Below are 26,484 nucleotides of genomic sequence, written 5' to 3' on the forward strand. Positions count from 1 at the left end.
TCATCGGCCCATTTCGGCGGGCTTCCCGCCTCGTGGCGTGGTGTCCGGCCCCGCCGGTCGTTCGGAGATCGAGCCGGAAGACGGGAGCCTGTCTGTGCCGAGCCCGCGGGTCCTCGGTCTGGTGCTGGCCGGGGGTGCCGGACGGCGGCTGGCGCCGCTGACCGCGGACCGGGCGAAGCCCGCCGTCCCCTTTGGCGGGCTGTACCGCCTGATCGACTTCGTGCTGTCCAACCTGGTGAACGCGGGCTACCTGCGCATCGCGGTCCTGACCCAGTACAAGAGCCACAGTCTCGACCGGCACATCACGACGACATGGCGGATGAGCAACCTGCTCGGCAACTACGTCACGCCGGTGCCGGCGCAGCAGCGGCTGGGGCCGCGATGGTTCGCCGGCAGCGCCGACGCCATCCACCAGTCGCTGAACCTCGTCTACGACGACGCCCCGGACATCGTCGTGGTCTTCGGCGCGGACCATGTGTACCGGATGGACCCGCGGCAGATGGTCGCCCAGCATCTCGACAGCGGAGCCGGCGTCACCGTCGCCGGGCTGCGGGTGCCGAGATCCGAGGGCAGGGCGTTCGGGGTCATCCAGACGGCGCCCGACGGCCGCACGATCGAGGCGTTCCTGGAGAAGCCCGCCGATCCGCCGGGTCTGCCGGGTAGCCCCGAGGARACGTTCGCCTCGATGGGTAACTACGTCTTCTCGACGGACGTGCTGATCGACGCCCTGCGCAAGGACGCCGCGGACGAGGACAGCGTCCACGACATGGGCGGGAACATCATCCCGATGCTCGTGGCCCAGCGGGCGGCGGCGGTGTAYGACTTCGCCGGCAACGTCGTCCCGGGCACGACGGTGCGTGACCGCGGCTACTGGCGCGACGTCGGCACCGTCGACTCGTACTTCGAGGCGCAGATGGATCTGTGTGCGCTCGACCCGGTGTTCAACCTCTACAACCGGGAGTGGCCGATCCTCACCAGCATCCCCTCGCTGCCACCGGCGAAGTTCGTGCACGACGGCCTGCAGCGCACCGGCACGGCCGTGAACAGCATCGTCAGCAATGGAGTCATCATCTCCGGGGGCACGGTGCGCTCGTCGGTGCTGTCCCCGGGAGTGCGGGTGAGCTCCTGGGCCGAGGTCGACCACACGGTGCTCATGGACAACGTGCTCGTYGGCCGGGGGGCCGTCGTCCGCGACGCCATCCTGGACAAGAACGTGCACGTGCCGGCGGGCGCCCAGGTCGGGGTGGACAAGGACCGGGACCGCGCCCGCGGCTACACCGTGAGCGAGCAGGGCATCACCGTCGTCGGCAAGGGCGTCACGATCGCCGACTGAACCGGCCGCCATCCGCCCCATCCGCCCGCACCCGCCCCGCTCCTCGCCTCCACCGCCCGCACCCGTCCCGTTTGCACCCGTCCCGTCACGGCACCGTTGGGAGAGACCGCACATGCGCGTCGCCATGCTCACCCGGGAGTACCCCCCGGACGTCTACGGCGGGGCGGGTGTGCACGTCGAGTACCTGAGCCGGGAGCTCGCCCGGCTTGTCGACCTCACCGTCCACCGCGAGGGGCCGGCGCCGGGCGGCGGGTCGGCGGGCGGCGGGCCCGCGGGTGCGGCGCCGTCGACCGGCGCCGTCGACCGACCGGTGGTCGAGAGGGCGGGTGCCCCGGGGGTCGCCGCGGTCGCGGCGCACCGGGGCTGGGCTGCGCTCGCCGACGCGAACGACGCGCTGCGGACCGTGTCGATGGACCTGTCCATGGCCGCCGCGGCGGTCGGCGCGGACGTGATCCACTCGCACACCTGGTACGCGAATCTCGGTGGCCATCTCGCCGCGCTGCTCGGCGGCGTCCCGCACGTGATGACCTCGCACTCGCTGGAGCCCCGGCGTCCCTGGAAGGCCGAGCAGCTGGGCGGGGGCTACCGGGTGTCGTCCTGGTGCGAGCGGGTCGCGATCGAGTCGGCGGCCGCCGTGGTCGCGGTCAGCGCGGGCATGCGCGTGGACATCCTCGATGCCTACCCGGCGGTCGATCCGGCCCGTGTGCACGTCATCCGCAATGGCATCGACACCGACGAGTACCGTCCGGACACCGCGACCGACGTGCTGGAACGTCACGGGGTGGATCCGGCCCGGCCGACGGTGATCTTCGTGGGGCGGATTACCCGGCAGAAGGRGCTGCCGGTGCTGCTGCGGGCGGCTGCGGCGATCGACCCCCGGGCGCAGCTCGTGCTCTGTGCCGGGGCCCCGGACACCCCTGCGCTGCTCACGGAGATCACCGACCTGGTCGAGGGCCTGCGCGCAGGCCGCGACGGCGTGGTCTGGCTGCCCGGGATGCTGACGAAGCCGGAGGTGATCCAGCTGCTCAGCCATGCCACCGTGTTCGTCTGCCCGTCGGTCTACGAGCCGCTCGGCATCGTCAACCTGGAGGCGATGGCGTGCGGCACCGCGGTCGTCGCCTCCCGGGTCGGTGGCATTCCCGAGGTCGTCGACGACGGCGTCACCGGTCTGCTGGTGCCGCCCGGCGACCCCGGCGCGCTGGCCGGGGCCGTCAACGAGGTGCTCGCGGACCCGGTCCGGGCGGCCGCGATGGGCCATGCGGGCCGGGACCGGGCCGTCACCGAGTTCGGCTGGGCGGCGATCGCCGAGCGCACCGCGCGRCTGTACGCATCGCTGACCGGCGGCTGACGCCTCAGCTCGGCTGGAGCCGTCAGCTCGTCCAGGCCGTTTCGGAGACCGGGGAGCGACCGAGCAGCGGACGCCACCAGGCTTCGTTCTCCTTGTACCAGGCGATGGTCGACCGCATGCCCTCGGCGAAGTCGATCAACGGCGTCCAGCCCAGCTCGGTCCGCAGCTTGGTGGAGTCCAGCAGGTAGCGGCGGTCGTGCGAGGGGCGGTCGGGCACGATCGTCTTCAACGACGCGGGCAGACCGAGCTCGGCGAGCACCGTGTCGGCGATCGTCTCGATGTCCGCCTCGACGCCGGATCCGACGTGGTAGGTCTCGCCGAGCCGCCCACGGTCCAGAACCGCGTCGATCGCCCGGCAGTGGTCCATCACGTGCAGCCACTCGCGCCGGTTCGTGGTGGAGGCGTACATCGGGAGCGACTCGCCCTGCAGCGCCCGGGTTACGAACAGGGGGATGACCTTCTCCGGGAACTGGTAGGGACCGTAGTTGTTCGAGCAGTTGGTGATCGTCACGGGGAGGTTGTAGGTGAAGCCGTAGGCGCGTACGGCGTGGTCCCCGCCGGCCTTCGCCGCGTTGTAGGGCGTGCGGGGGAGGTAGGGGGAGTCCTCGGTGAAGGCACCGGGGTCGTTGAGGTCCATGTCGCCGTAGACCTCGCAGGTGGAGATCTGGTGGAAGCGGGCCACCCCGACCGTGCGTGCCGCCTCGAGCAGGGTCTGGGTACCCATCACGTTCGTCGCGAAGAACTCGCCGGGGCGGATGATCGCCAGGCTGTTGTGCGACTCGGCGGCGAAGTTCACCACCACGTCCACGGAGTGCTCCCGCAGCACCGACTCGACGAGCTCCTGGTCACGGATGTCGCCGTGGACGAACGTGACGCGGTCCGCGACGTCGGCGAGGTTCTCCCGGCAGCCGGCGTAGGTCAGGGCGTCGAGCGCCACGACCGCGTCCTCCGGATGCCGCGTCCGCCAGTAGCGGACGAAGTTCGATCCGATGAACCCGGCGGCTCCGGTCACGAGGAGCGTCGACATGGTGTGCCTTTCGATCGGTGCGCCTGCGCGGCGACGCATGCGGCTGGGCGGTGGACGGACGTCGCCCATGTTCTCGTGGCGGGCGGGCAGCGGCCTGGCCGGCGCGCGGCCACCCGGACGACGGCGGGTGACCGTGGGCGCACGGGGCACCTTACGCTCTGGCGCGTGGCGGACCTGTTCGAGGGCTATCCGGCGGCCACGGCGCCCGATGGCTTCCGTACTCTTGAGGTCATGAGCATCGTCGTATCGTGATCGTCGCGCGCCCGACCGTGCCGTCCCTGGTGGGCACGGTGCGCGGTCTACCCCGTGCCCGACCTACCCCGTGCCCGACCTCGGTCGTCCCGGTTCGCCGTGCTCTGGTGGGGTCCCCGCCGTTGTCCGTGTCAACCCGACGTCGCCGGTGTAACGCTCTGACGCTCRCCCGGCGTTGTCTGGAAGCCCGAAAGAGGCCCTACCTCGATGATCATTGTGTCCGAGCTCGAACTGCGTGCCGGAGCCCGCACTCTGATCGAGCCCGTATCCTTCCGGGTGCAGCCGAACGACCGGATCGGTCTCGTCGGGCGCAACGGGGCCGGCAAGACAACGTTGCTGAAGGTGCTTGCCCGGGAGGGGCTGCCGTTCGCCGGCACCGTCGACATCCGGGGTGAGATGGGTTACCTCCCCCAGGACCCGCGTACCGGCGATCTGGCCGACACCGCCCGTGATCGGGTGCTGTCGGCGCGCGGTCTCGACGTTCTCCTGCGCGAGATGGAGAAGCTGCAGCTGGAGATGGCCGAGCTGGTCGACGCCACGGCGCGGGACGCGGCGATCCGCCGCTACGGCAGCCTGGAGGAGCGATTCGGGACGCTCGGCGGTTATGCCGCCGAGGCGGAGGCTGCCCGGATCTGCTCGTCGCTGGGCCTGGCCGATCGGGTGCTCGCCCAGCCCATCGGCACCCTGTCCGGTGGGCAGCGGCGGCGGGTCGAACTCGCCCGCATCCTGTTCGCCGGGTCCGGCAACGCCGACGCGACCCTGCTGCTCGACGAGCCGACGAACCACCTCGACGCCGACTCGATCGGGTGGCTGCGGGACTTCCTGCGCGCCCACACGGGCGGCCTGATCGTGGTGAGCCACGACGTCGACCTGCTCGACAAGTGCGTGAACAAGGTCTTCCACCTCGACGCCAACCGGGCCACCCTCGACGTCTACAACGTGAACTGGAAGACCTACCTCAACCAGCGCGAGCTGGACGAGCGCCGCCGTCGCCGGGAACGCGCCAATGCCGAGAAGAAGATCGACTCRCTGAAGGCGCAGGCCGACAAGATGCGCGCCAAGGCGACCAAGGCGCGGGCCGCCCATCAGATGGACCGGCGGGCCGAGCGGCTCGCGGCCGGGCTCGCCGAGGCGCGCGTCGCGGACCGGGTGGCCAAGCTGCGCTTCCCGGACCCGGCTCCGTGCGGCCGCACGCCGCTGACCGCCACCGGACTGTCGAAGTCCTACGGCTCGCTGGAGGTGTTCACCGGTGTGGACCTCGCGATCGACCGCGGCTCGCGGGTCGTGGTCCTCGGGCTGAACGGTGCCGGCAAGACCACGCTGCTGCGCATCCTGGCGGGCCAGGAGGCACCCGACGTCGGCCAGGTGCATCCCGGTCACGGTCTACGTCTCGGGTACTACGCGCAGGAACACGAGACGCTGGACACCAGCCGCTCGGTGCTGGACAACATGCGGGCCGCCGCGCCGGGGACGTCGGACGTGGAGCTGCGTCGCATCCTGGGCGCGTTCCTGTTCAGCGGAGACAGCGTGGAGCAGCGCGCCGAGACCCTGTCCGGCGGCGAGAAGACCCGCCTCGCGCTCGCCGGACTGGTCTGCAGCTCCGCCAACGTCCTCCTGCTCGATGAGCCGACGAACAACCTCGACCCCGCCTCGCGCGACGAGGTGCTTGCCGCGCTCGCCACGTACCGGGGCTCGGTCGTCCTAGTCACCCACGACCCGGGGGCCGTCGAGGCACTCGACCCGCAGAAGGTCCTGATGCTGCCGGACGGGGTCGAGGACAACTGGTCACCCGATCTGGCCGAGCTCATCACCCTGGCCTGAGCAGGGACCCTGCGCCGGGAACCGAACGGAGAACCTTTGTGAGTACGCAGGGCGGCACCAAGGCGGTAATGGCGGCACTGGCCGCCAATCTGGGTATCGCGCTGGCGAAGTTCGTCGCGTTCCTGGTCACTCAGTCGTCGTCGATGTTGGCCGAGTCCATCCACTCGGTGGCCGACTCCGGCAACCAGGGCCTGCTCCTGCTCGGCCAGAAACGTTCCGTCCAGCCGCCGGACGAGGAGCATCCCTTCGGGTACGGGCGGGCGCGTTACATCGCCGGCTTCCTGGTCGGGATCGTGTTGTTCAGCCTCGGCGGGCTGTTCTCGGTGTATGAGGGCGTCGAGAAGCTGCGCCATCCGCATGAGCTGGAGAGCGGGCTGGTCGCGGTCGTCGTCCTGCTGATCGCGGTGCTGCTGGAGTCCTACTCCTTCGCGACCGCCATGCGCGAGTCGAAGAAGACGAAGGGCGACCGGTCCTGGTGGCGGTTTATTCGGGAGGCGCGGGCCCCGGAACTGCCCATCGTCCTGCTGGAGGACCTGGCAGCCGAGCTGGGGCTGATCTTCGCGTTGCTCGGGGTCGGACTGACGCTGGCACTAGACGACCCGATCTGGGACGGCGCGGGAACGCTGGCCATCGGCGTGCTCCTGCTGATCGTGGCCGTCATCGTGGCGACCGAGGCGTACGGCATGCTGGTGGGCGAGGCCGCAGCCCCGGCAATGGTCGCCACCATCCGCCGCACGCTCGCCGCCGCCCCGGGCGTCGCCACGGTCATCCACCTGCGCACGCTGCACCTCGGGCCGGACGAGCTGCTCGTCGCCGCCAAGATCGGTATCGGGGCGGAACTGGCGATGCCCGAGGTGGCCGCCACCATCAACGGCGCGGAGGCGGCGCTGCGGGCCGCGGTGGCGGTTCCGCTGCGCATCTTCCTCGAGCCCGACATCCTCCGCGACGAGCCGGGTCGACGACGGGATCCGTCAGCCGGTGCCGCCGGCGAGGCAGAGCCGCAGCGCGAGCGCGCTCAGGGCGCCGAGGGACATCAGTACCACCGGCAGGTTTCCCGCCCGTAGCTTGTCCCCAGGCAGTTCCGGTCGGGGACGGGGCRCCACCGCGGCCACCAGCAACCAGGGGAAAACCGGCAGCCAGGACTCTTCGACGTCGCCCTCGGCCAGTCCGAGGACCGTCGCGAACAGCATCGTCGCGCCGGCCCCCACCAGCAGCGGCCAGCCCGGGGTCAGCCGCAGGCGGCGCGCCGCCCGGACGAGAACCGGCCCGCCGACGAGGACGACCACGGTCAGATCCACGGCGATCCAGGCCAGCGTGCCGGCGAGCCCCGGCCGTGGCGCGCTCGCCAGGGCCAGCCCGTCGGGCCAGGAGAAACCCCACGCGTAGAAGAGCCACAGCGGCAGGAGCGCGCCCAGGCCGGTCATGACGTTGAGGATCGGGCGACGGCGGACGAAGTAGGCCGCCGCGACCGCCACGCCAAGCCAGACCGAGGCGTAGCCGAACAGCCCCGCGAGGCCGAGCAGCAGCCCGCTTGCCAGCGCCCAYCACATCGAGCGCCGACCCGGTTCGCATCCGACCACCCCCACCGCGACGGCCAGGGTGGCCAGGGTAGCCGTGACGGCGTCCGGGGACGCCGCCATCCATCCGTTCCACGGGGCCAGGACGAGGACGGGGACCAGGCGCCGGGCGGYCGTCTCATGGCACAACGAGCGCACCGCGATCGAGACGGCGGGGACGACCAGCGTGCCCAGGGCGGTGAACAGCATCCCGATCGCGACCGCGCCGTGCATCCCCACCCTGGTGAGCACCCAGACGGTCAGGACGGGGCCCGGAGGATGGGTCGGCAGGACGGCCGTAGTCCCCGCGGCGGCGTGCGTGGTGGTCGCGGTGTAGGAGGCGAGGAAGCCGAGCGGATCGTCACCGACGGCTTTTGCCGCCGCCAGGAGATCCGCCGGGATGCGAAGATCCGCCGTGATCTCCCCGGGTGCGACCAGCGCGAGCGTGCCGCTCCACGCCAGCGATCCGACGTAGCCCAGGACGAGCAGGACGGTCCAGGGCAGCCTGTTCGTCGGGCCGGTCGCCATGGCCGGGGTGTTCGGGGTGTTCGGGGTGTTCGGGATGGCCGGGGTGTTCGGGGTGTTCGGGGTGGCCGCCGGGGGGATGGTCGAGGCCCACCAGGCGGTGAGGGCAATCACGACCACGGCGATCGCGAGCGGGACCAGGACGAGGGAATCGAGACGGGGAGCCCATCCGCCGCGCAGCGGCGGGTCACCGATGCCCAGATCAAGGTCGCCGGTGGAGACGAGGAACATGCCGACGAGACCGCAGGCCACCAGGATGAGCCACAGCGCCGCCTCGCTGGCCTCGGTATGCCCGGCGGACCCAGCCCAGGGCCGGGACAGGCCGCCACGCGGTCCGGGCGACCGGCTGGAGGCGGCGACAGCGGTCGGGTCGGAGGCGCCGTCCGTCGCGCTCACCGGTCCGTACCGAGGCAGGCCGCGTAGCTGGGCACCTTCGGTGCCGACCCGGAGATCATTACGTCACCGACCACCACTGCACGGTAACGAGTCCGGTTCGCTCCCAGCGCCGCAGTTGCTCCCGAGCCGGATGCCGGAGGTGCCGGCGGGGGTGCGACGAGCCGTCCGCGGTCTCGCCGGATCGGGCCTTGRCACGGGAGCGGGCCCGGCCCCGACGAGGTGGACAACCGGTGTCGGATGTGAGGAATCAGTCGAATCGATCGRCCGCGTTCGCGGTCCGTCGGCTCGCTCTGTACAGTGATCGACTGATGGTCGTACCTGCAGCGTTGCATCGAGAGAAGATCTTGATCGCGAAGATGACGATGTTCGTGGCGACGCGCCGATGCTGTTGTCGGGCCGCGTACCGGGGATTGGGGACACTGGTCTCGGTAGCACTGTCGGCCATGCGCGCCTGCTGTGCCAGCGGGTGGGTGYGACCCGTGCCATCGCTGGTGACCGCCGGCATGGAGGAAGGAACGCGAGGGCACGGTCATGCACCGGCGTCGCGTGTGATGGATCACATCTGCTTCGAGTGGCGCGTTTACTCAAGCTGAGTGAAGATCGGTTCGCAGATCATCGAACACGGAGGGGGCCACGTTGGCCGAGCTCAGGAAAGGAACCCGGATCACCGGCGCCGAGCGGGACAAGCTTGCCGCCGAACTTCGGAAGAAGTACGAAGGTGGGCAGAGCATCCGCCTGCTCGCCGAGTCCTCTGGTCGTTCGTACGGGTTCGTCCACCGGATCCTCTCGGAGTCCGGTACGACCCTGCGCGGCCGGGGTGGTGCGACCCGGGGCACCAAGAAGAAAAGCGCCTGAATCATGGCGGTCCCCGCCGCCGCTGTAGCGGCGGCGGCGGCCGGGCTGCGCGTGCGGGTCGCCGGGCCTCTCGTCACGATCGGGATGACGGACCTCGGTGATACCGGCGGGGCCGGTTCGTTCCCGGCTCTCGCGTCGGCGCTGGTCGGCGAACTGCGTCGGTTGACCGGTGAGGTCCGGGTCCTGGTTGTCCGGATAGGTCATTGCCCCCCGCCTGCCGCTGACCTCACCGACCCCGCACCCCGGGTGGGCGAGGGAGGACCTGCGTCCGCCGAGGGGCGGCTGTCCCCGGCCGCGGGCTATCGCGCGTGGCGCGACGCGATGGGGCGGGTCTCCGACCGGTCCGACCTGATCAGTGTGGCCGTCGTGGACACGACGGTCGGCGACCTCGGTCTCGCGGTGACGGTCGCCTGTGACCTGCGGGTCCTCGCCGCGGATGCGCGCTTCCGGCTGACCTGGGCGCGTGACGGCTTCCTGCCCGCGGCCGGTGCCATGGGTCGGCTGGTCGAGCTCCTCGGATACGCGAATGCCCTGGACCTCTGCCTGACCGGCCGTGAGCTCGCCGCCGACGAAGCGGCCAGGATCGGGCTGGCCCAGCGGGTCCTGCCGCGTGAGCTGCTGGACGAGCAGGTCGGCGTGCTGGTCGCGGCGCTCCTCGCGGTTCCCCGCGACATCGCGGCCGAGGTGAAGGCGCTGATGCGCGGCGCGCGGCGTTCCCGTCCCGCCACCCGCTCCGGCCGTCTCAACGAGCGGGCCGAGGACGAGGCCTGGGAACGCGTCGTCATCGCCCGCTCCGCTGCCGGTGACGACCCCGCGGCGGGGTGAGCGGCAGCCAGCACACCCGACGAGCCGCATCCGCTGCGGGAATGCCCGTCCGCAATTCCTGCTTACCTCGTTACACACTAAACACCGCCGCCAGGGAGGGCTGATGCGACCGGGAACGGACGGTTGGTCCACGATGCGTACCTTCCAACAGGACCGTTCGGTCACCCGGACCTCGCTGYGGCCTGGCACCCTGCGCAGGATCGTCGCCTTCGCCCGCCCCCATCGGCGGCAGCTCGCCTACTTTCTCGCGCTCATCGTGCTCAGCTCGGCTGTCGGTGCGGTTGTTCCGATGATCTTCAAGACGATCATCGACGACGGCATCGTGCGCCACCGGGTGGGGTTCGTGCAGGCGCTCGCCGCGGTCGTCGCGGGCCTGGCGTTCCTGGACGCCGGTCTGTCGCTCGCGCAGCGCTGGTTCTCGGCCCGGATCGGCGAGGGTCTKATCTACGAGATGCGCAGCCAGGTGTTCCGGCACGTGCAGTGCCAGCCGCTCGCCTTCTTCACCCGGACCCAGACCGGGGCGCTCATCAGCCGGTTGAACAACGACGTGCTCGGCGCGCAGTCGGCGTTCACCAACACGCTGTCGTCGGTGCTGTCGAATATCCTGTCCGCCGGATTCGTGCTCGCCGCGATGCTGGTGCTGTCCTGGCGGATCACGCTCGTGTCGCTCGTGTTGCTGCCGGTATTTATTATTCCGGCCCGCTTGTTGGCGCCCCGCCTGGCCAGGCTGACCCGGGAGAGCTACGGGTTGAACGCCGAGATGAACACGACGATGACGGAACGATTCAACGTGTCCGGAGCGATGCTCGCGCAACTGTATGGTTCGGCGGAACRGGAGGACGAGAACTTCCGTGTTCGGGCCGGGCGGGTGCGTGACATCGGGGTGACCCAGGCCATGTACGGCCGCATATTCTTCGTCTCGCTCACCCTGGTCGCCTCGCTCGCGACCGCGATCGTCTACGGGATAGGCGGTCGGTTCGCTGCCCAGGGCAGCTTGGAGGTCGGTACCCTGGTCGCGCTCACGGCCTACCTCGGGCGGCTCTACGGGCCGCTCACTCAGCTCTCCAACGTGCACGTCGACGTCATGACGGCGCTGGTGTCCTTCGAGCGGGTCTTCGAGGTGCTCGATTTGGAGCCGGCGATCGCCGACCGGCCGGGCGCTGTCGATCTGCCGGCAGGCGCGGCGACCATCGAGTTCGATCATGTCGGTTTCCGTTATCCGGCCGCCGACGAGGTCTCCCTGGCGTCGCTGGAGTCGGTCGCCGTACTCGACCCGCGGGTGCCCACGCCGGTGCTGCACGATGTCACCTTCCGGGTCGAGCCGGGGCAGGTGATCGCGTTGGTCGGCCCGTCCGGAGCGGGCAAGACGACGATCAGCCAGCTCGTTCCGCGCATGTACGACGTGCGGTCGGGGTCGGTACGCATCGGCGGGCACGACGTCCGCGATCTCACCCTTCGGTCCCTGCGGTCCGCCGTCGGTGTGGTCACCCAGGACGCGCATCTGTTCCACGACACCATCCGCGCGAACCTGGCCTTCGCCCGGGCGGACGCCTCGGACGAGCAGATGTGGACCGCTCTGGACGCGGCGCGGATCGGGCCGCTCGTGCGCTCCCTGCCGGACGGCCTGGACACGGTCGTCGGTGACCGGGGCTACCGCCTGTCCGGCGGGGAGAAGCAGCGGCTGGCCATCGCCCGGCTGCTGCTGCGCGAACCGGGCATCGTCGTGCTGGACGAGGCCACCGCGCACCTCGACAGCGAGTCCGAGGCCGGCGTGCAGCAGGCGCTGACCGCCGCGCTGGTGGGACGGACATCCCTGGTCATCGCGCACCGGCTGTCCACGGTGCGCGACGCCGACCGCATTCTGGTGGTCGACGACGGGCGGATCGTGCAGAGCGGGACCCATGAGGAGCTGCTGGCCCGCGGCGGGCTCTATGCCGAGTTGTACCGGACCCAGTTCGCCCCGGTCACGCCCGTCGGTGCTGATGCGGGGTGGGCCGAAGGGGCCAGTGCCCCACCGGTCGGGGTCTGACTCCTGGGCCACATCCGGGCGCGCCACGTTCGGGCGGCCGGCGTCGCGCCGACCCGACAGGTGGGCGGCGACCGGCCGTGGTCCGCGGCCGGTCGCCGCCCACGGCCGCCCGTCGTGGCGACACTAAGATCCGGGCTCGGCCGAACGAAGCGCTGCGGCCGTGGGGGAGCTCTCGCCGGCCGCGCTGCCGGCGTGCACCTCCGAGGCGACGACGCTGGTCTCGGCGGGAGCCATGACGTCGGCGACGGCGATGTCGATGTCGCCGGACGGCTGGCGGTGGATGGCGGGATTTTGTTTCATATCGGCTCCGGGGGGACTCGATCGTGCCCTACCGACTTCCGCATCCGAGGAAGCGGATCCCAGGAACGTCCGGCGCCCTTGCCGTCTTTCCCGTATCACGCGCGTCAACCGACAGGGGTGTGGCGCGGACGATATGAACGGTACGCCGCCGTGCGACCACGTGCAGCATATAACGGATACGCCTGATCTGACTACTTCTCGGGCCGCCGCGCGCGCCTCCCGGTGGCCCCCGTGTGCAATGACCGACGATCAGTACTTAGGCTCTGGGTGTGCCCCGTAGAGCCAAGATTGTTTGTACCCTCGGCCCCGCGACCAGCTCGCCAGAGAAGGTCCGGGCCCTCGTCGACGCGGGAATGGACATTGCCCGACTAAACTTCTCCCACGGAACACACGAACAGCATGCCGTCACTTACGCGCGGGTGCGCGAGGCCGCGGAGGCGGCCGGCCGCAGCGTCGGCACGCTCGCCGACCTCCAGGGACCGAAAATCCGGCTGGGGAACTTCGCCGACGGCGGGGTCACCCTGCTGCCCGGTCAGCGGTTCACCGTCACGATCCGCGATGTTCCCGGCGATCAGCATCAGGTCGGCACGACCTACCCGGGCCTGCCGGGCGACGTCGCGGCCGGGGATCGCGTCCTGGTCGACGACGGCCGCCTGGTCCTGCAGATCGACGGGGTGACTGACACCGACGTCCACACCACGGTCGTTGTCGGCGGGCCGGTGAGCGACCACAAGGGGATGAACATTCCCAACGCCGCGCTCACCGTCCCGGCGCTCACCGAGAAGGACGCCGCTGACCTGCGGTTCGCTCTCAACCTCGGGGTGGACATGGTCGCACTGTCCTTCGTCCGGAGCGCCGTGGASGCCGCGGCGGTGCATGCGATCATGGATGAGGTGGGGATCCGGGTTCCGGTCCACGCCAAGATCGAGAAGCCRCAGGCGGTCGCCGAACTCGACGAGATCATCGAGGCGTTCGACGGTCTGATGATCGCCCGTGGCGATCTCGGGGTCGAGCTGCCGCTCGAGGACGTGCCGCTCGTGCAGAAGCGCGCCGTCAGCCAGGCCCGGGAGCGGGCCAAGCCGGTGATCGTCGCGACCCAGGTGCTCGAGTCCATGGTCAGCGCGCCGCGGCCGACCCGTGCCGAGGCCAGTGACTGCGCCAACGCCGTCCTGGACGGCGCTGACGCGATCATGCTGTCGGCGGAGACGAGCGTCGGTGCCTACCCCATCGAGGCCACGGCCACCATGGCGCGCATCATCGAGACCGCCGAGGCCGACCTCGGCCGGATACCGCCCCTGCGGACCGAACCGCGCACGCTCGGTGGGGCACTCGCCCAGGCCGCCGCGTCGGTAGGAGCCGCGGTCGGCGCCCGTTACCTCGTGRCCCACACCCTCAGTGGTGACACGGCCCGGCGACTCGCCCGGTACCGTACCGAGGTCCCGGTGCTGGCCTTCACGCCGATTCCGGCTGTCCGCAACCAGATGGCGCTCTTCTGGGGCGTGGAAACCTTCCTCGTGCCGTTCGCGGACAGCACGGACGAGATGGTCCGCCAGGTCGACAGCGCCCTCTTCCATATTGGCCGATGCAAGCCGGGTGAACTGGTGGTCGTCGTCGCCGGGACGCCGCCGGGCGTGGCCGGCATGACCAACATGATGCGGGTCCATCGCATCGGGGAGGCCATCTGACCCCACCGTCTGAACCGACCCCACCGTCTGGTGTCAGCGTCGCATCCCTGATCTTTGATCCCTGACCGAGAACTGGCATACCTCGAGCACCCCGAGCCGCGCCGACGCCGAGTCCGCCGGTCACCGGCGGCCCGCCGGCGCGGCCCCCCGTTGTGCCGTTGCCGTTCTGGCACATGTCAGGCGTGGACCGATGACTGTCATGATGAGGCCCAGCTGGGCCTAGGCGGACAAGCTGGGGGCGTGGTACGGCCCGGGGCCCGGCCGCCTCCGGTCCGTACCGGTCCGTACCGGGTCGGCCGGCGGCCTGTTGCACACGGTGTATGTCAGGAAGTGGTGGGATGGCCGAGCAGGGAAGTGGGACGGACGGTCAGGCGTCCGACGCCCGGTCGACGAACGGCGACGCCGCGGCCAATCCCGAAACCGGAGTACCCCGGACCGGGCAGAGCGGTGGGACCACGGAGAAGACCGCACCGCGCCCGGGGGCCGGGAGGAACGCGGCCGCCACGTCCGCCCGTGCGCCGAATCCGACCTCCTCCCAGAGCGGACGAGCAGCGAGCGCGAGTTCGGCCGATGCGGATCCGGCCGGYCGGAGCGGTGCGGAGCGGGCCGGAAGCCCGCAGGGCACGACAAAGACAGAGAATCCCGGAAAGCCGGGAAACTTCGGAAAGCCGGGAAACCCCGGGAGCGCGGGGAGCGCGGTTGCCGCCCCGCGGCAGGGTACCGGCCGTATCCCGCCGACGTCGGTTCCACCCTTGGGAGGAGCTTCACCGGCGCGGTCCGTGGGCGGCGGGCAGCGGTCGGTGCCGCCGGCTCCCGCCCGGCCAGCCGCGGCGGACACCCCGGAATCATCGAAGCGGTCGACGCCACCGAAGACCGACACACCCGGCCAGCCTGCTTCCGGCCAGGGGCGCGGCGCCGTCCGACGGCCCCCGGCTTCGTGGCCCGGGCCGCCCGTCTCACCCCCGCCCACCCCGGCGGCGGCGCCACCGGCCGCGAGCCGTTCGGGTAGTCCCGCGGCACCGCCTCCCCCGAGTCGCGCGGGGAATCCGGTCAGTTCGGCCGGAAGCGCGCGTTCGACGCCCGGCCGTACGAGTGCCTCCCCACCGCCGGTCCCCGCGCCGCTGCCGGCACCGGCGCCGACCCGGGCTCGCCCGCCGGCGCCGTCCGAGCTGTCCGCCAGCCCGTCCCATCCCGCCGGACAGTCCCCGATCCGGGAACGGATCAGCCCGTCGTCGCCCGACGGTCCACTCCCACGTCGCGGGGACGAGGGCGGCCGCGGATCTCGTCCCGACCGGCCGGTACCGCGATCCGGGGCGTCCGGTTCGCCGACGCCGACGCCGACGCCGACACCGACGCCGACACCGACGCCGACGCCGACACCGACGCCGACGCCGACGCCGACACCAACGCCGACGCCGACGCCGACACCGACGCCATCCCGACCCGCGTGGTTCGAGCGCGACGTCTCGAGGACCTCCGCCGGTTCCGGTGCCAGGGTGCCACCCGTTCCCGGCGTTGAGGAGGGTCCTCGGCCGCGAGGAGTACCGGCGCCCGTTCCCGTCCGGGATCATCGAGAACCTGGAAGGGATCCCCTGGAGGCCGCGGCCGGGCGTCGGATGGCCGCCCGTACCGACGGGGATGATCATGTGCTCGATCATGATCGTGGTCGTCCACGGGCGTCGCGTTCCACCGACCCGCCGACCATGCAGGTGCGCCGACAGCTCAGGCCCGATCTCGAACCGGATCCGATGCCCTCCGGCACGAGGGACGAGGCGTGGCCCCTACCGGTCTCCGGCGCGGGGCCGGGCGGCGAGCCGGTGACCGATGCCTATCCCTACCCCGACCCGGCCTTTGACCGCCGGCTGCACGCGTATCCCGGGCGGAACCGGGGCGCGGGTGACGACCATGACCTGGAGGGTCAGGAACGGCGTGCGGACCCGGGGCCGCGGCCGGTTGTCCCGCGTCCGCAGGCCTTGCCCGAGGCGCATCGTCCGTCGACGCCGTCCGAACAACCGACGCCGTCCGAACAACCGACGCCGTCCGAACAACCGACGCCGTCCGAACAACCGACGCCGTCCGCTTTCCCGCCGGCCACCGCGCCCCGGCCGGTCGCCGCGCTGATGGTGGTGCTGGYGGCCGTCGGCGCCGGCATCGGTTCCGTCCTGCCGTGGAGCGAGATGTCCAGCGGCGACGAGACACGTACGTTCAGCGGTCTTGTGGTCGGAGACGGGCGCATCGTCGGTGTCCTGGCGGTCACACTCGGTGCCATCGGGGTGGGACGGTTGGTGCGTCGGCCGCTTGCCGGTGCGATCGATGTCGCCCTCGCCCGAATCATCGCAGTTCTGATCGTGATCATCACCGCTCTGGACCGGGTCTACGGGCCGCCGACCCTCGCATCGTTCCGCGCGATTTCCGCGGATGCAATCTCGATCCGTCCACAGGCAGGGATCACGGTGTGCCTCGGCGCCGGCCTCCTCGCCCTGATCGGGGCGATGCTGCTCCAGCCGAGGACGAAGCCCCCTCGAAGATGACCTGTCCGCATCGATCCGGTCTCGGCGGTCGTGCTTCGAAGTCCTTCCGCTGACCCCTTGACGGGGGACAACGGATTCGGTGGATGTGGGTCATGACCGAATCGTCATTGTCCGCGAGGATATTYCTGGTCAAGGAGACACGGGGGAGGCAAGGGGACACAGGGAGGACAGGCCGCCGGGCCAGGGGATGTCCGCCGAGGTGTTCCGTTCCTTGATCGGGCGCGCGCTCTCCCGCTGTGCGGGGGGTGGCGCGAGGGCGCGCGCCGGGTCCACCTCCTCGTGATCACTCTGGTGGCGCGGTCAGGCCGTTCCCTCGGCACCGGGGTTGAGATGACCGTCTTCCACCGCGAGTTTGTAGAGGTCGACCTTGGTGCTCGCGTCCCGCCCGGCCTTGCGGTACTTCGACCGGACCCGATCGATGTACTGCTTCGCCGTTTCCGGGGAGACGTTCATCTTGTGGGCAACCGTCTTCATGGGCATTCCGGTCGCATAGAGACGCAGTGCTTCTACCTCTTTGGGCGACAGATCCGGTTTGTCCGTAGCGTCATCGGTGAGCAGCAGGAATGCCAGCTGYGGCGAGATCCACCCCGTTCCCGCGGCGGCGGCGCGGATCGCGGTGGCCAGATCCTCGATGTCGTCGGTCTTCGGGACGAAGCCCGACGCGCCGGCGCGCATCGCGTCGCGAACCGTCGCGGGAGCCGCCGCGGCGCTGAAAACCACGACCGCGCGGTCCACCGCGAGCAGCCGCTGGATGTTATGGGGCGGCGCGGTGCCATCGCCGAGATCGAGATCGAGCAGGATCACCTGGGCGCCGCGCCCCGGACCGGCCAGCAGGGCTTCGATGGAGTGGGCGGTGCCGATCAGCCTGAAGTCCTCGACGTCGTGAAGGAGGTCCGCGAGGCCGCGAAGCACGATCGGGTGATCGTCCACTGCCGCCACGGTGATGGCGCCAGGTACTGCGGGTACTGTGGTTCCGTTCGCTACGCTCATGCTGGTCCAGTCGTTCTCCCGGACTTGCCGGCCACGAGGCGACAGACCTCGTCAGGCCGTACGGGCGTTGGTGCCCGCTGGCGGAGCGTGGGGGCGCCACCGATCGCTGGGTGCGTCGGGGACACCGCATCCAGCGACGCCAACCATTTCAGCAGATCCCCACCGGGTAGCTGGTGGAGCATGGGGAGGGCCCAGCGTGGCGAGCGTCACGAGGGACACGTCCATCAGAAGACGATCGTAGATCGTCGGCCGTCCACGCCCGAGCGCGGCTCGGACGTGCTAGCGGCTCGTGGCGAGTTCGTCGGCGTCGGCGCGGGCAATGGGTGCTACGCCAGCGGCGCGCCTGGAGCCAGGCCGACCGTGCTGTCGCACGACCCCGGCAGCGGGCGCCGACGACGGCTAGCTCGTCCAGTCCTCCCAGCTCAGGCCGGTGACCCGGCTGAACTCCGAGGTGTTCGCCGTAACGACTGTCAGCCCGCGCCGCAGTGCCTGCCCGGCGATCAACAGATCGTAGGCGCCAATCGGCGTCCCGGCCTTCTCCAGGACGGCGCGCACCTCGCCGGCAGCACGGGCATCCTCGTCATCGAAGTCAAGCAGGTCCAGGTCACCGGAGAGCAGTATCCGCAGGCGCTCGGTGTTCTCCGGCACCTGAGCGCTCTTCGCCACGCCGTACCACAGCTCGAACAAGACGACCGACGAGAGCGCGAGATAATCCTCTGACGCTTCGGCCTCCCGGTACCGTTCCCGCACGCCGACGGGCTTGTTCCGCAGCAGTGCGACCACAGTGCTGGTGTCCAGGAGGCAGTTCACCCGAAGAAGTCCTCCCCGGCGGGCGTCGGCGGCTGGTTCCTGCCGTCCTCGAACAGCGGCACGTCCACGAAACGGTCCAGCTCGGCGAACCAGGCGTCGACATCGGACGCGATCGGCTCTAGCAGCACGCCGTCTCCCATGTGCCGGACGCGCACCCGGTCACCGGGCAGCCGGAACTCCTTCGGGAGCCGCACTGYCTGGCTTCTGCCGTGCATGAAGAGCCTCGCGATCGCCGTGTCCGCCACAACGCCTCCCGCACATGATAGCTATCGATAGTATATACCAGGTGTCCGCGGCCGACTCGGTCAGATGGCGGTAGCGCGGGCACGCTGTGGYATGAGGCGGCGGTGCTGGCGGCACGTACGAGGGCGGCGACAGCCGAAGACGCGCTGGCTGGTCGGCCTGCGGGCAGGTGGCCGCCGGGGCGTCAACGATCGTAGGCGATGCGTTCGAGCCCCWTGGCCAGCCTTTCGAACTCCGCCGGATCGGTATAGACGTGCGCGCTCGCGCGGAGGACCGGCCCGGTGAGATCCCGGGAGCGCTCCACGGGGATGGCACTGGTGAGCACCCGGTCCTCTCGGTAGAGCCGGTCCCGGACGGCCACCGGATCGGTGCCGGGGGGCGGTTGCATGGTGATGATGCCGCACGKTGAATCTGGGTCCTCGCGCACCCGCCAGCCGCCGGCCCCGTCGAGAAGGCGTCTTCCCTGACCGGCCAGCCGCGCGATGCGGGCGAAGACAAGTGACGGRCCGGAATCCGTCAATTCCGTGACGGCCTGCCCCAGGCCGRTGCGGGACACGGTCGCCGCCTCGCCTATCCCGAGCCGGGCCAGTCCGGGGAGAGGAACCGGACGGTCGTTGCGGTCGAAGCGTGCGCTGTGCAGGCTCGGCACGGCGATATCAAGAAGATCGACGCTGCCTTTCMGGACGGCGAGAAATCCTGCTCCTCGTGGCCCGCAGAGCCATTTTCTCGACGTTCCGATATAGGCGCTGGCCGCGGTCTGGCGCACCTCGACCTGGCCGAGGGACTGCGCCACGTCGAGTACCAGGGGGACGCCTTCGGCCGCGCAGCGCGCACCGATCGCGGCTGCCGGCTGAACGATGCCCCGTTGGCTTGGCACCTGCGGAAACACCACGAGGTCGAGGTCGGCGAGACCGATGCGCCCGGGTGCGTCGGCGCAGGCTACTCCGGCCCGGTCGAGCGTCTCGACGTCGATGACCCCGGTCTCGTCGACGGGAAGATCGACCAGCGAGACCGCGGTGCGCAGCGCCCGGGCGGCGAGTACGAGCATGTTGGACCCGTACTCGCTTGGTACCACGCCGATCCTCGCCCCGGCGGGGAGCCGCCAGGCCATCAGCAAGCTGGCGAAAGCCGCGCTCGCCGAATGGTGGAAGCTCAGGTCATCAGCGTCGAGTCCCGGGCCCATCAGGCTGACGAGCCTGGCCCGCGTGGCGTGGAGCCCGCTGCCTGCCTCCACCTCGGCGGCGTACGCGCCGAGTGCGCTCTCGCGCTCCAGGTACGCGGCCTCGGCCGCGATCGTGGCCCGACTGGGGCGGGCCGCGCCGGCCGAGTCGAGATGAACCACCGACGACGGTGACCGGGCCGCACGCCAGCGGTGGAAGAGCCGGAGCTGCTCGGGATCTTCGTTCGGCCCGGGATCGTCGCTGTCGGTGAACCGGCGCTGGCGGGGCTGATGGATCGACGGTGTGTCCACGGGAACAGGGTGACACCTCGACGACGCGTGCGGCACCGTGCCGACGGTATGGACTTCGTGGTTGCGACGGTGTTTCCGTCGGTCGTGGGTTCGAGTCCCACCCGCTCCACCATGTTTGGCATTGTACGAACCGCTCCCTTCGGGGGCGTTGTGGCTGGTAGGGCGGCTGCGGCGGTCTCGCTCGGCTCGGGTCTGGGGACTTTGAAGACCGGTTGGAGCCGTCCGGGGCCGAGGATCTTGACTTCGTGGATGAGGGCTTCGACGAGGGCTTTGCGCTGAAGGTCGGTGCCGACCTCGATGATCGTATCGATGTGGCCTGCGATCTTGCTGAGGGTGGCGCGTGGGGGCATGACGGGTTCGTCGTCGATCTGGGCGGTGAGTTCGGTCTGTCGGCGGCGGAGCTGCTTCTGCTTGGTGCGCAGCGTGGCGAGTCGGGTGGCGAGGGTTTCTTCGTCGAGGGTGCCGCGCTCGAACGCGGATAGGTAGCGGTCGATGGCCTGGTCGGTTTGGGTGAGGTCGGCCTGGACGGTGGCGAGTTCGCCGGTGCGGTCGGCGTGGGCGTCGTGGTGGCGCTGGCGGGCGTGGTGGACGGCGTCGGAGATGAGCTGCTGGTGGTCGCGGTAGAAGGCGGCGAGTGCGGTGAGGACGGCTTGGTCGAGGGCGTCGGCGTCGAGGCGGGGGGCGTCGCAGCGGTCGCGGCTGTAGCGCAGGCGGGTGAAGCAGGTGTAGTAGCGGTAGGTGCGGTTGCGTCCCCCGGCGTTGGAGCCGAGCATCGCTTTGGCGCATTGCGGGCAGCGCATGCGGCCGGTGAGGTAGTAGTCGGAGTCGCTGGCGGCTCGGTGGGTGTGTCCGTCGCTGCGGATGGTGAGGATCTTCTCGGCCTCAGCGAACTGGGCCGCCTCGATGATCGGCTTGTGGGTGTCGGTGACGGTGATCTCGCGGAAGGTCAGCTCGCCGAGGTAGATGCGGTTGTCCAGGACGCGGAGGACCTGGTGTCCGGACCAGGGTCCGCCGGTGGTGGTGCGGTGGCCGCGCTCGTTGAGGGTCTTGGCGATGGCGCGGGTGCCGACCCGTTCCTTGACGTAGAGGTTGAAGATCAGGCGGACGACGGGCGCTTCCTTCTCGTCGACGAGCAGTTTCCAGTTGGCGCGGTCGACCTGGTAGCCGAAGGGCCGGTTGCCGCCCATCCATAGGCCCTTGGCGGCTTTGCGTTCCATGCCGGCGATGACCCGGTCGATGATCGTGTCGCGCTCGAACTGTGCGAACATCGCGAGCATCTGGAGCAGCATGCGGCCCATCGGGGTCGCGGTGTCGAACGGCTCGGTGGCCGAGCGGAACACGACGCCAGCCTGGTCAAGTTCTTCGAGCAGGGTGACGGTGTCGCGCAGGTTGCGGGAGAGTCGGTCGACCCGGTAGACGAGCAGGACGTCGATCAGTCCGTGGCGGGCCGCGGACAGGGCGCGTTGCAGGTCGTCGCGTTCGGTGGTGGCGCCGGAGGCGTCGTCGGAGAACCGGAGGGCGATGGCCCAGCCGGGTTGGGAGTCGATGTAGGAACGGAGTCGTTCTTCCTGGGCTTCGATGGAGTAAGGCTGGTGCTCGTCGTCGGTGGAGCGCCGCAGGTAGATCCCGACCCGGACGGTGTCGAGCGGGTCGACGGCGGGCTGGGGGGTGCGGTTCGCGCTCTTGCGACGCGAGGTCGCACGGGCCATGGCGCGTGTCCCTTTCTCTCGGAACTGGTCGTGTGCGGCGGCCGGGCTTTAGGCGTGGCGCCAGTGGCGCTGGAAAGCGCGACGCCACATCGACGGGAGGGAAAATCGGGCGCGGGCCGGCTCACTGCTGTCGTCGTCGAGCAGGAGGTAGGCCGGGTGATGGGCCGCGAGGTAGGCCAGGGTCTGGGCGTACTGGTCGGTGAGGGACTGCTGGCCGCCGTCGGTGGCGATCCGGCTGTAGAAAACGACCGGCGGGACGGCGGGTTCGGTGATCGCCGCCGTCTTTGTGATGGCTCGTCGGGCTGAAAATGGGCAGGGCATACCGAGGGTTCCTTTCTAGATGATGGGCGGGCGGCCCATCTGATGGGGACGGGCCGCCCGCCCGGTAGAAAGGTGCGGGGTCGTCAGGCCGCCTTTTTCGGCGCGGTGTTCGGCGCGCCCTTCCTTTCCCACTGTAGGACAAGTTCAGCCAGAACGGACACGGCGGTGTCGTATTCTTCGGGGGTCATCCAGACGGTTTCGATGTGCTCGATGGTGATGTCCCTGACCGCGTCCTGACGTCCGGTCGACACAGCCGATGTGTCGTCGCCGCGATCGGCGGGTGCGGTGTCGTCCCGATCCTGGGGCCGCCGGCGGGTCACCGCGACGTCTCCGGCCCGACGGAAACATTTCTCATCCAGGTGCGGTTTCGGTCGTGAAACGGCCGCGGTGGAGTCATGTGATCGGCMCCTGCCCGCCGTTGGTGTTTCCCGGGTCGGTCGGCGGGTCGACGAATTCCCACGGTGGTAGCTGCGCGCTGAAAATCCCTGCGCCGGGGGGCGCGAGGAGCTGTGCGTGGTGGAACGTGCGCCCGTCGATGATCGGCTGGTGGGCGCCGAGGCAGATGACCCACTCATCGGGCGGGACGGGCCGGCCGGCGCGGGTGCGACCCCAGACGGTGGCGCCGGTGTAGACGGGGTTGGCCAGGACGCGGGCGACCGCGGCCGGGGCCCAGGGCCGAGGCAGGCCGCTGGTGGGGTCGACGGGGAGGAGGGTGGGGTCGGGGATGCCGTGCAGCCGGGTCGTGATCGCCCGTGGCGTGAGCCGGTCGTCGATCCGCCAGTGGTAGATCGCCGAGACGACGGACGCGGGCCCGAAATCGACGACGAGCCGGACCCGGCGGCGCCCGCCGCCGGGGGCCGGAACGTGCAACGGCAGGTAGCCGTAGGGAATCGGTCCGAGGTGGTAGCCGCCGCGGACGAGGGCGATCTGCGCCAGGCGGGCGCGTTCGGTGGTCTGAGCGTGGTGGGCGGCGAGCAGCCGCGCCGCGCGCGCCGCACGGCGGTGGACCAGCCGCGACCACCAGCCAGGCGGGCGGGCCGGCTCGGTGGGGGCGGGTGGCAGCACGGGGATGGGCGACAGGTCAGACATGGGGGCTCCAGCCACAGAAGGGCGAGCAGAAGGGAAGCGGGAAGACCGGCCGCGGTGCGCCGGCCGGCGCAGGGCGGGTCTTAGGCGGCGCGGTTCGCCGCGGCGGCGGGCGGGTCGGCGGCGGGCGCCGGGCTGGACGGCGGCAGCTCCGGTGGGCGCGGGGGCCGCGCCGGCTGCCCGCGGGACCGGAAGAGGAGCACGTCGTGGTGGGCAGGCCAGGCACGGCCGGTCGCGGGCGCGGCGTCGAGCGCACGGGTGTAGGGGACGGCGGTGAGCGCGACCGCGCGTTGCACGGGCTGCCAGCCTGCCTTGCGGCCGGCGGCGACGATCCGGCTGGCCAGATCGAGGCCATCGGCGACGTGGTAGGCGGCCACGACCACGAGGCGGCCCGCGGGCCGGGCCAGGTCCCGGTAGCCGGCGAGGCGGGTCGCCAGCCGGTCGCCCCTCAGACCATGCGGGCCGGCCGAGTCGGCGGGCGGTCCGAGGGCGGTCAGAAGCAGGTCGACCGGTCCGAGTCCGGTCCAGGACCACCCGTCGGGCAAGCGGTCCAGAATCGTCCCGTCACCGGGCGCGCCCCGCGCCTTGGCCGCGGTCAGGGCGTGGCGAGCGGTCTGCCAGGCGCGCCGGTCCGCTGCGATGCCGACGGCGTGCCGTCGAGCCAGAACCGCCTCGACGAGAACGGCCCCGTCGGCGCAGTCCGGGTCGCAGACGGTGTCGCCGGGCCAGCTGTAGAGGGCGATGGCATGGGCAGCGACCGCCGCGGGAACCGCCATGTCCGCCGCGGCGCCGCCACGCGGGCCGTCGCCGGCACCGTCCTGGCCGGCGAGGGCGAGCAGGCCCGTCGGCCAGACCGTCGCCGCCCGTCCCCGGCGCCAGCGTTCGGCGTCGCTCCTCACTGGCGCTCCTGTGGGCCAGCGGGCAGTACCGGGGCGAACAGCAGCAAGTCGGAGTGCACTCTGCGGGCCACCGTCGCGCGTGGCAGGGGGGTGGGCGGCTGGTCGAGCTCGTCGAGGGGAACTTCCAGCAGCACGAACCGGTCGAGCAGCGCGAGCCCGTGGCGGCCGGTCGCGGCGGTCAGCTCGGCGGTGGGTTCGATCAGCCAGCCGGCGATGCTGTCGCTGCGGCTGATCACAGCCAGCAGGCCGCCGGAGGTGACCAGACGGGCCCACGGAACACCGTGGAGCCAGCCGGTCCGCGTCGGCTCGACGACCGTGACGACCAGCGAGCGACGGTCGTCGTCCGGACCTTCGCCGGAGGTGGCGGGTCCGGGTCCGGACCCGGACGTCCACGGGCCCGGGGTGGCGGGCGCGGGGCGGACCTGGACGTGCCGGCCGAGTCGGGCCACGGCCCCACCAGCATCGGCGAGCCGGTCCGCCTGCGTCTCGCGGCGGCCTGCGGCGAACCCGTCCGGGGCCGGCGGGGTCAGCAGCAGGACCGGGTCGCCGGGCCGGGTGTGGGTGGCGACGAGCTGTTCGACGGCGCTCTGAAGCCAGCCGGCCGGCGGCCGGGCGGGGCTGTCCGGCGGGCACGGCCAGACGGTCGCCAGCTGCCCGGCGGGGACGACAGCGCCCCTGTCGCGGTCAGGGTCTGATACGGGCATCGAGAGGGTTCCTTTCACGGCGGTGCGTTTTCGCGGCCGTAAAAGGAGACCGTCTGCTGGGCATGCCTCGGACACCAGCCCGGCGACTTTTTTCAAGATTTTTCCCGCTGGGCATTGCCTAGTCCGRCCGGACTATTGATCGCTGGCAGCTCGCTGGGCATTGCCCGAACAGGCCACCCGAAACTTTTTTCAAGATTTTTCCCGCTGGCATCATTGCCGACCCGTCGCGGTCCCCGCTGGGATGCCCAGCGATCTTCGCTGGATGTCACAGCGTCGCAGCTCACAGCCCTGCTGTGCAGGCTCGTGCCGCCGCTGGCGTCGGCTCGACTCCGAGGCTGGCGAGAGTGCCGAATAAAGATCGCTGGGATTCTGCTGGGCGCCAGCGATCTTTTCTGTGCATTCACTGGGAGATCGTTCTGGCTTTTTGCTGGGCACGGCGTGGCGTCCTTAGAGCTGTCCGAGTTTCCGTGACAGCAAAGGACGACGGTAATGCCCGACGGAATGTCTTCCTTTCCCGCCCGGCCGGCTGGCCGCGGCGTATCCGCGTTGCCTCTGGCGACCTTGCGGGACTGCTTCGGCCTGCTGGTGGCCGGGCCGGCGCCGTTGGCGCTGGACGGGTCGGTGGTGCCAGGTCTGCCAACCCGGCTGGTGGCGTTGGACGAGCTGCGGAACCTGCTGCTGGCCGGCTCCTGCCCGCAGGCCGTCCGCGACGCCGCGTGGGCGGTGGTGATCCGCCGCTCCCGCCGCTACGGCGGTGCGTGGACGGTCGGCGCCGCCGGGATGGCGCTGCCCGCACTGCACGCGATCTGCGCCCGGCTCGGCGGCTACAGCGACCTCGACCCGGCGGACGTGCAGGCGGAGGTGCTCACCGGGTTCCTCGAAGCGGTGGCCACGGTCCGCCTGGACCTGCCACGAATCGCGGTGCGGCTGCGCTGGGCCGCCTACCGGGCCGGGCTGGCGCTGACGGTCCAGCAGCGGGAAGCCCCTCGTCCCGACCCGGACCTGTTCCAGACCGTCGCCGCGGCCGAAGCCGCGCGGTCCGATCCGAGCCAGGCCGGTCCCGAGCAGGTCTTGGCAAACGCGGTCGCCGCCGGCGTCCTGACCACCACCGAAGCCGATCTGATCGCCGCGACCCGCCTGGATGACCTCCCGCTCAGCGCCTGGGCCGCCCGCCACGCGACGGCACCCCGCCACGCCTCCCGGCTGCGCGAGCGGGCCGAACGACGCCTCGTCGGCCACCTCACCGACCCGGCCGGTACCAGCCAGGCCCCGCAGGCGGCCAGCGAGCCCCCGCCCCGGCCACATCCACCGGCCGGTGTCCTCAGCTTCCTCCCGCCGGCCGGCACGCCGGCACTCGCGGTTGCGGGGGTGCCGGCATGAGCCCGACCCCACCACCCCAGCTCCGCGCCCCACGTCCGAGCCGGCGGGTCGGATGGTGCCGCACAGTCCTGCTCGTCGCCGTCGTGGGCGTGTTCGTCCTGGCCGGAGGCGCGGCGGCGTTCGCCGCGACGGTCCCTCCGGGAGCGCCCACGGCACCGGACCTGAACACGGTCCTGAACAACATCCGCAACTGGATCATGGGGATTCTGGCGCTGCTGGCGACGGTGTTCCTCTCGATCGGCGGCGTGCGCTACCTGATCTCCAACGGCGAGCCGAGCGAGGTCGGCAAGGCCAAGGACTCCTTCCGTAACGCCGGCTGGGGTTATGGGCTGGCCGCGCTCGCGCCGGTCGTCGTCGAGATCCTCAAGCAGATCGTCGGGGGCTAGGC

General features: G+C 71.0%; 26 protein-coding genes. 12 read left to right on the forward strand and 14 right to left on the reverse strand.

The window, feature by feature from the left end:
• Window positions 1-94: 94 nt before the first annotated feature.
• Together glgC and glgA are read left to right on the forward strand one after the other, a co-directional pair.
• Window positions 95-1,333 (forward strand): glucose-1-phosphate adenylyltransferase, encoded by a 1,239-nt coding sequence (gene glgC, locus Manayef4_RS01770; RefSeq protein ID WP_011436106.1) that lies wholly within the window; start codon window positions 95-97, stop codon window positions 1,331-1,333.
• 112 nt (window positions 1,334-1,445) lie between these two features.
• Window positions 1,446-2,681: a glycogen synthase gene (gene glgA / locus Manayef4_RS01775; RefSeq protein ID WP_070130412.1), complete on the forward strand. Its 1,236-nt coding sequence runs from the start codon at window positions 1,446-1,448 to the stop codon at window positions 2,679-2,681.
• A gap of 22 nt (window positions 2,682-2,703) precedes the next feature.
• On the opposite strand, the gene rfbB is transcribed toward glgA, so the two are convergent.
• Entirely contained in the window at window positions 2,704-3,708 is a 1,005-nt protein-coding gene (gene rfbB / locus Manayef4_RS01780) for a dTDP-glucose 4,6-dehydratase (RefSeq protein ID WP_023841554.1), read from the reverse strand.
• Window positions 3,709-3,711: 3 nt separating this feature from the next.
• Between rfbB and Manayef4_RS23740 the strand changes: the two genes are divergently transcribed.
• The 3 genes from Manayef4_RS23740 (at window position 3,712) to Manayef4_RS01790 (ending at window position 6,845) form a co-directional block, all read left to right on the forward strand.
• Window positions 3,712-3,960, forward strand: a complete 249-nt coding sequence (locus tag Manayef4_RS23740) for a hypothetical protein (protein WP_023841553.1) — start codon at window positions 3,712-3,714, stop codon at window positions 3,958-3,960.
• A gap of 207 nt (window positions 3,961-4,167) precedes the next feature.
• Window positions 4,168-5,781: an ABC-F family ATP-binding cassette domain-containing protein gene (locus Manayef4_RS01785; RefSeq protein ID WP_011436109.1), complete on the forward strand. Its 1,614-nt coding sequence runs from the start codon at window positions 4,168-4,170 to the stop codon at window positions 5,779-5,781.
• A gap of 38 nt (window positions 5,782-5,819) precedes the next feature.
• Window positions 5,820-6,845, forward strand: a complete 1,026-nt coding sequence (locus Manayef4_RS01790) for a cation diffusion facilitator family transporter (RefSeq protein WP_023841552.1) — start codon at window positions 5,820-5,822, stop codon at window positions 6,843-6,845.
• Here Manayef4_RS01790 and Manayef4_RS23745 read toward each other — a convergent pair.
• Window positions 6,753-8,093, reverse strand: a complete 1,341-nt coding sequence (locus tag Manayef4_RS23745; protein WP_139139956.1) for a hypothetical protein — start codon at window positions 8,091-8,093, stop codon at window positions 6,753-6,755. The genes Manayef4_RS01790 and Manayef4_RS23745 overlap by 93 nt on opposite strands.
• 801 nt (window positions 8,094-8,894) lie before the next feature.
• Between Manayef4_RS23745 and Manayef4_RS01805 the strand changes: the two genes are divergently transcribed.
• From Manayef4_RS01805 to Manayef4_RS01815, 3 genes are all read left to right on the forward strand, one after another.
• Entirely contained in the window at window positions 8,895-9,113 is a 219-nt protein-coding gene (locus tag Manayef4_RS01805; RefSeq protein ID WP_009399485.1) for a helix-turn-helix domain-containing protein, read from the forward strand.
• A 3-nt stretch (window positions 9,114-9,116) separates the two neighbouring features.
• Window positions 9,117-9,938 (forward strand): enoyl-CoA hydratase/isomerase family protein, encoded by an 822-nt coding sequence (locus tag Manayef4_RS01810; protein WP_011436113.1) that lies wholly within the window; start codon window positions 9,117-9,119, stop codon window positions 9,936-9,938.
• A 103-nt stretch (window positions 9,939-10,041) separates the two neighbouring features.
• Window positions 10,042-11,967 (forward strand): ABC transporter ATP-binding protein, encoded by a 1,926-nt coding sequence (locus tag Manayef4_RS01815; RefSeq protein ID WP_070130415.1) that lies wholly within the window; start codon window positions 10,042-10,044, stop codon window positions 11,965-11,967.
• A gap of 123 nt (window positions 11,968-12,090) precedes the next feature.
• On the opposite strand, the gene Manayef4_RS24675 is transcribed toward Manayef4_RS01815, so the two are convergent.
• Complete coding sequence (locus Manayef4_RS24675; RefSeq protein WP_023841550.1) at window positions 12,091-12,267, reverse strand: hypothetical protein; 177 nt, start codon at window positions 12,265-12,267, stop codon at window positions 12,091-12,093.
• Between the two features lie 269 nt (window positions 12,268-12,536).
• Here Manayef4_RS24675 and pyk point away from each other — a divergent pair, with 269 nt between their 5' ends.
• Window positions 12,537-13,952, forward strand: coding sequence for a pyruvate kinase (gene pyk, locus Manayef4_RS01820; protein ID WP_070130416.1), 1,416 nt, complete (start codon window positions 12,537-12,539; stop codon window positions 13,950-13,952).
• A gap of 1,221 nt (window positions 13,953-15,173) precedes the next feature.
• Here the strand turns inward: pyk and Manayef4_RS01830 are convergent.
• A complete protein-coding gene (locus Manayef4_RS01830) occupies window positions 15,174-15,389 on the reverse strand; it encodes a hypothetical protein (protein ID WP_070130417.1) in 216 nt (71 codons plus the stop codon).
• 179 nt (window positions 15,390-15,568) lie between these two features.
• On the opposite strand from Manayef4_RS01830, the gene Manayef4_RS01835 reads away from it, so the two are divergent.
• Window positions 15,569-16,483, forward strand: coding sequence for a hypothetical protein (locus tag Manayef4_RS01835; protein ID WP_070130418.1), 915 nt, complete (start codon window positions 15,569-15,571; stop codon window positions 16,481-16,483).
• 300 nt (window positions 16,484-16,783) lie between these two features.
• On the opposite strand, the gene Manayef4_RS01840 is transcribed toward Manayef4_RS01835, so the two are convergent.
• The 10 genes from Manayef4_RS01840 to Manayef4_RS01885 all read right to left on the reverse strand — a co-directional run bounded on the left by Manayef4_RS01840 (window position 16,784) and on the right by Manayef4_RS01885 (window position 24,716).
• Window positions 16,784-17,473: a response regulator transcription factor gene (locus tag Manayef4_RS01840; RefSeq protein WP_011436118.1), complete on the reverse strand. Its 690-nt coding sequence runs from the start codon at window positions 17,471-17,473 to the stop codon at window positions 16,784-16,786.
• Window positions 17,474-17,872: 399 nt separating this feature from the next.
• Entirely contained in the window at window positions 17,873-18,283 is a 411-nt protein-coding gene (locus tag Manayef4_RS01845) for a type II toxin-antitoxin system VapC family toxin (protein WP_011436119.1), read from the reverse strand.
• On the reverse strand, window positions 18,280-18,498 hold the full coding sequence (locus Manayef4_RS01850) for an AbrB/MazE/SpoVT family DNA-binding domain-containing protein (protein ID WP_070130439.1): 219 nt from the start codon (window positions 18,496-18,498) through the stop codon (window positions 18,280-18,282). Before Manayef4_RS01850 ends, Manayef4_RS01845 begins: the two co-directional genes overlap by 4 nt.
• Window positions 18,499-18,710: 212 nt before the next feature.
• Window positions 18,711-19,820, reverse strand: coding sequence for an aminotransferase class V-fold PLP-dependent enzyme (locus Manayef4_RS01855; protein WP_254665413.1), 1,110 nt, complete (start codon window positions 19,818-19,820; stop codon window positions 18,711-18,713).
• Complete coding sequence (locus Manayef4_RS01860; protein WP_070130419.1) at window positions 19,709-21,706, reverse strand: recombinase family protein; 1,998 nt, start codon at window positions 21,704-21,706, stop codon at window positions 19,709-19,711. The genes Manayef4_RS01855 and Manayef4_RS01860 overlap by 112 nt, the downstream gene beginning before the upstream one ends.
• A gap of 48 nt (window positions 21,707-21,754) precedes the next feature.
• A complete protein-coding gene (locus tag Manayef4_RS01865; protein ID WP_011436123.1) occupies window positions 21,755-22,027 on the reverse strand; it encodes a hypothetical protein in 273 nt (90 codons plus the stop codon).
• An 83-nt stretch (window positions 22,028-22,110) separates the two neighbouring features.
• A complete protein-coding gene (locus tag Manayef4_RS24680; RefSeq protein ID WP_157493277.1) occupies window positions 22,111-22,278 on the reverse strand; it encodes a hypothetical protein in 168 nt (55 codons plus the stop codon).
• A gap of 142 nt (window positions 22,279-22,420) precedes the next feature.
• A complete protein-coding gene (locus tag Manayef4_RS01875; RefSeq protein WP_070130420.1) occupies window positions 22,421-23,116 on the reverse strand; it encodes a recombinase family protein in 696 nt (231 codons plus the stop codon).
• Window positions 23,117-23,196: 80 nt separating this feature from the next.
• Entirely contained in the window at window positions 23,197-24,012 is an 816-nt protein-coding gene (locus Manayef4_RS01880; protein ID WP_011436125.1) for a hypothetical protein, read from the reverse strand.
• Window positions 24,009-24,716 carry a hypothetical protein gene (locus tag Manayef4_RS01885; protein ID WP_011436126.1) on the reverse strand — a complete coding sequence of 236 codons (708 nt, stop codon included), beginning with the start codon at window positions 24,714-24,716 and terminating at the stop codon, window positions 24,009-24,011. The genes Manayef4_RS01880 and Manayef4_RS01885 overlap by 4 nt, the downstream gene beginning before the upstream one ends.
• A 546-nt stretch (window positions 24,717-25,262) precedes the next feature.
• Between Manayef4_RS01885 and Manayef4_RS01890 the strand changes: the two genes are divergently transcribed.
• Together Manayef4_RS01890 and Manayef4_RS01895 are read left to right on the forward strand one after the other, a co-directional pair.
• A complete protein-coding gene (locus tag Manayef4_RS01890; RefSeq protein ID WP_232234905.1) occupies window positions 25,263-26,096 on the forward strand; it encodes a hypothetical protein in 834 nt (277 codons plus the stop codon).
• Window positions 26,093-26,482 carry a pilin gene (locus Manayef4_RS01895; RefSeq protein WP_011436128.1) on the forward strand — a complete coding sequence of 130 codons (390 nt, stop codon included), beginning with the start codon at window positions 26,093-26,095 and terminating at the stop codon, window positions 26,480-26,482. The genes Manayef4_RS01890 and Manayef4_RS01895 overlap by 4 nt, the downstream gene beginning before the upstream one ends.
• Window positions 26,483-26,484 lie beyond the last annotated feature (2 nt).

The organism is Frankia sp. CgMI4 (assembly GCF_001756285.1).
Classification (GTDB): domain Bacteria; phylum Actinomycetota; class Actinomycetes; order Frankiales; family Frankiaceae; genus Frankia; species Frankia casuarinae.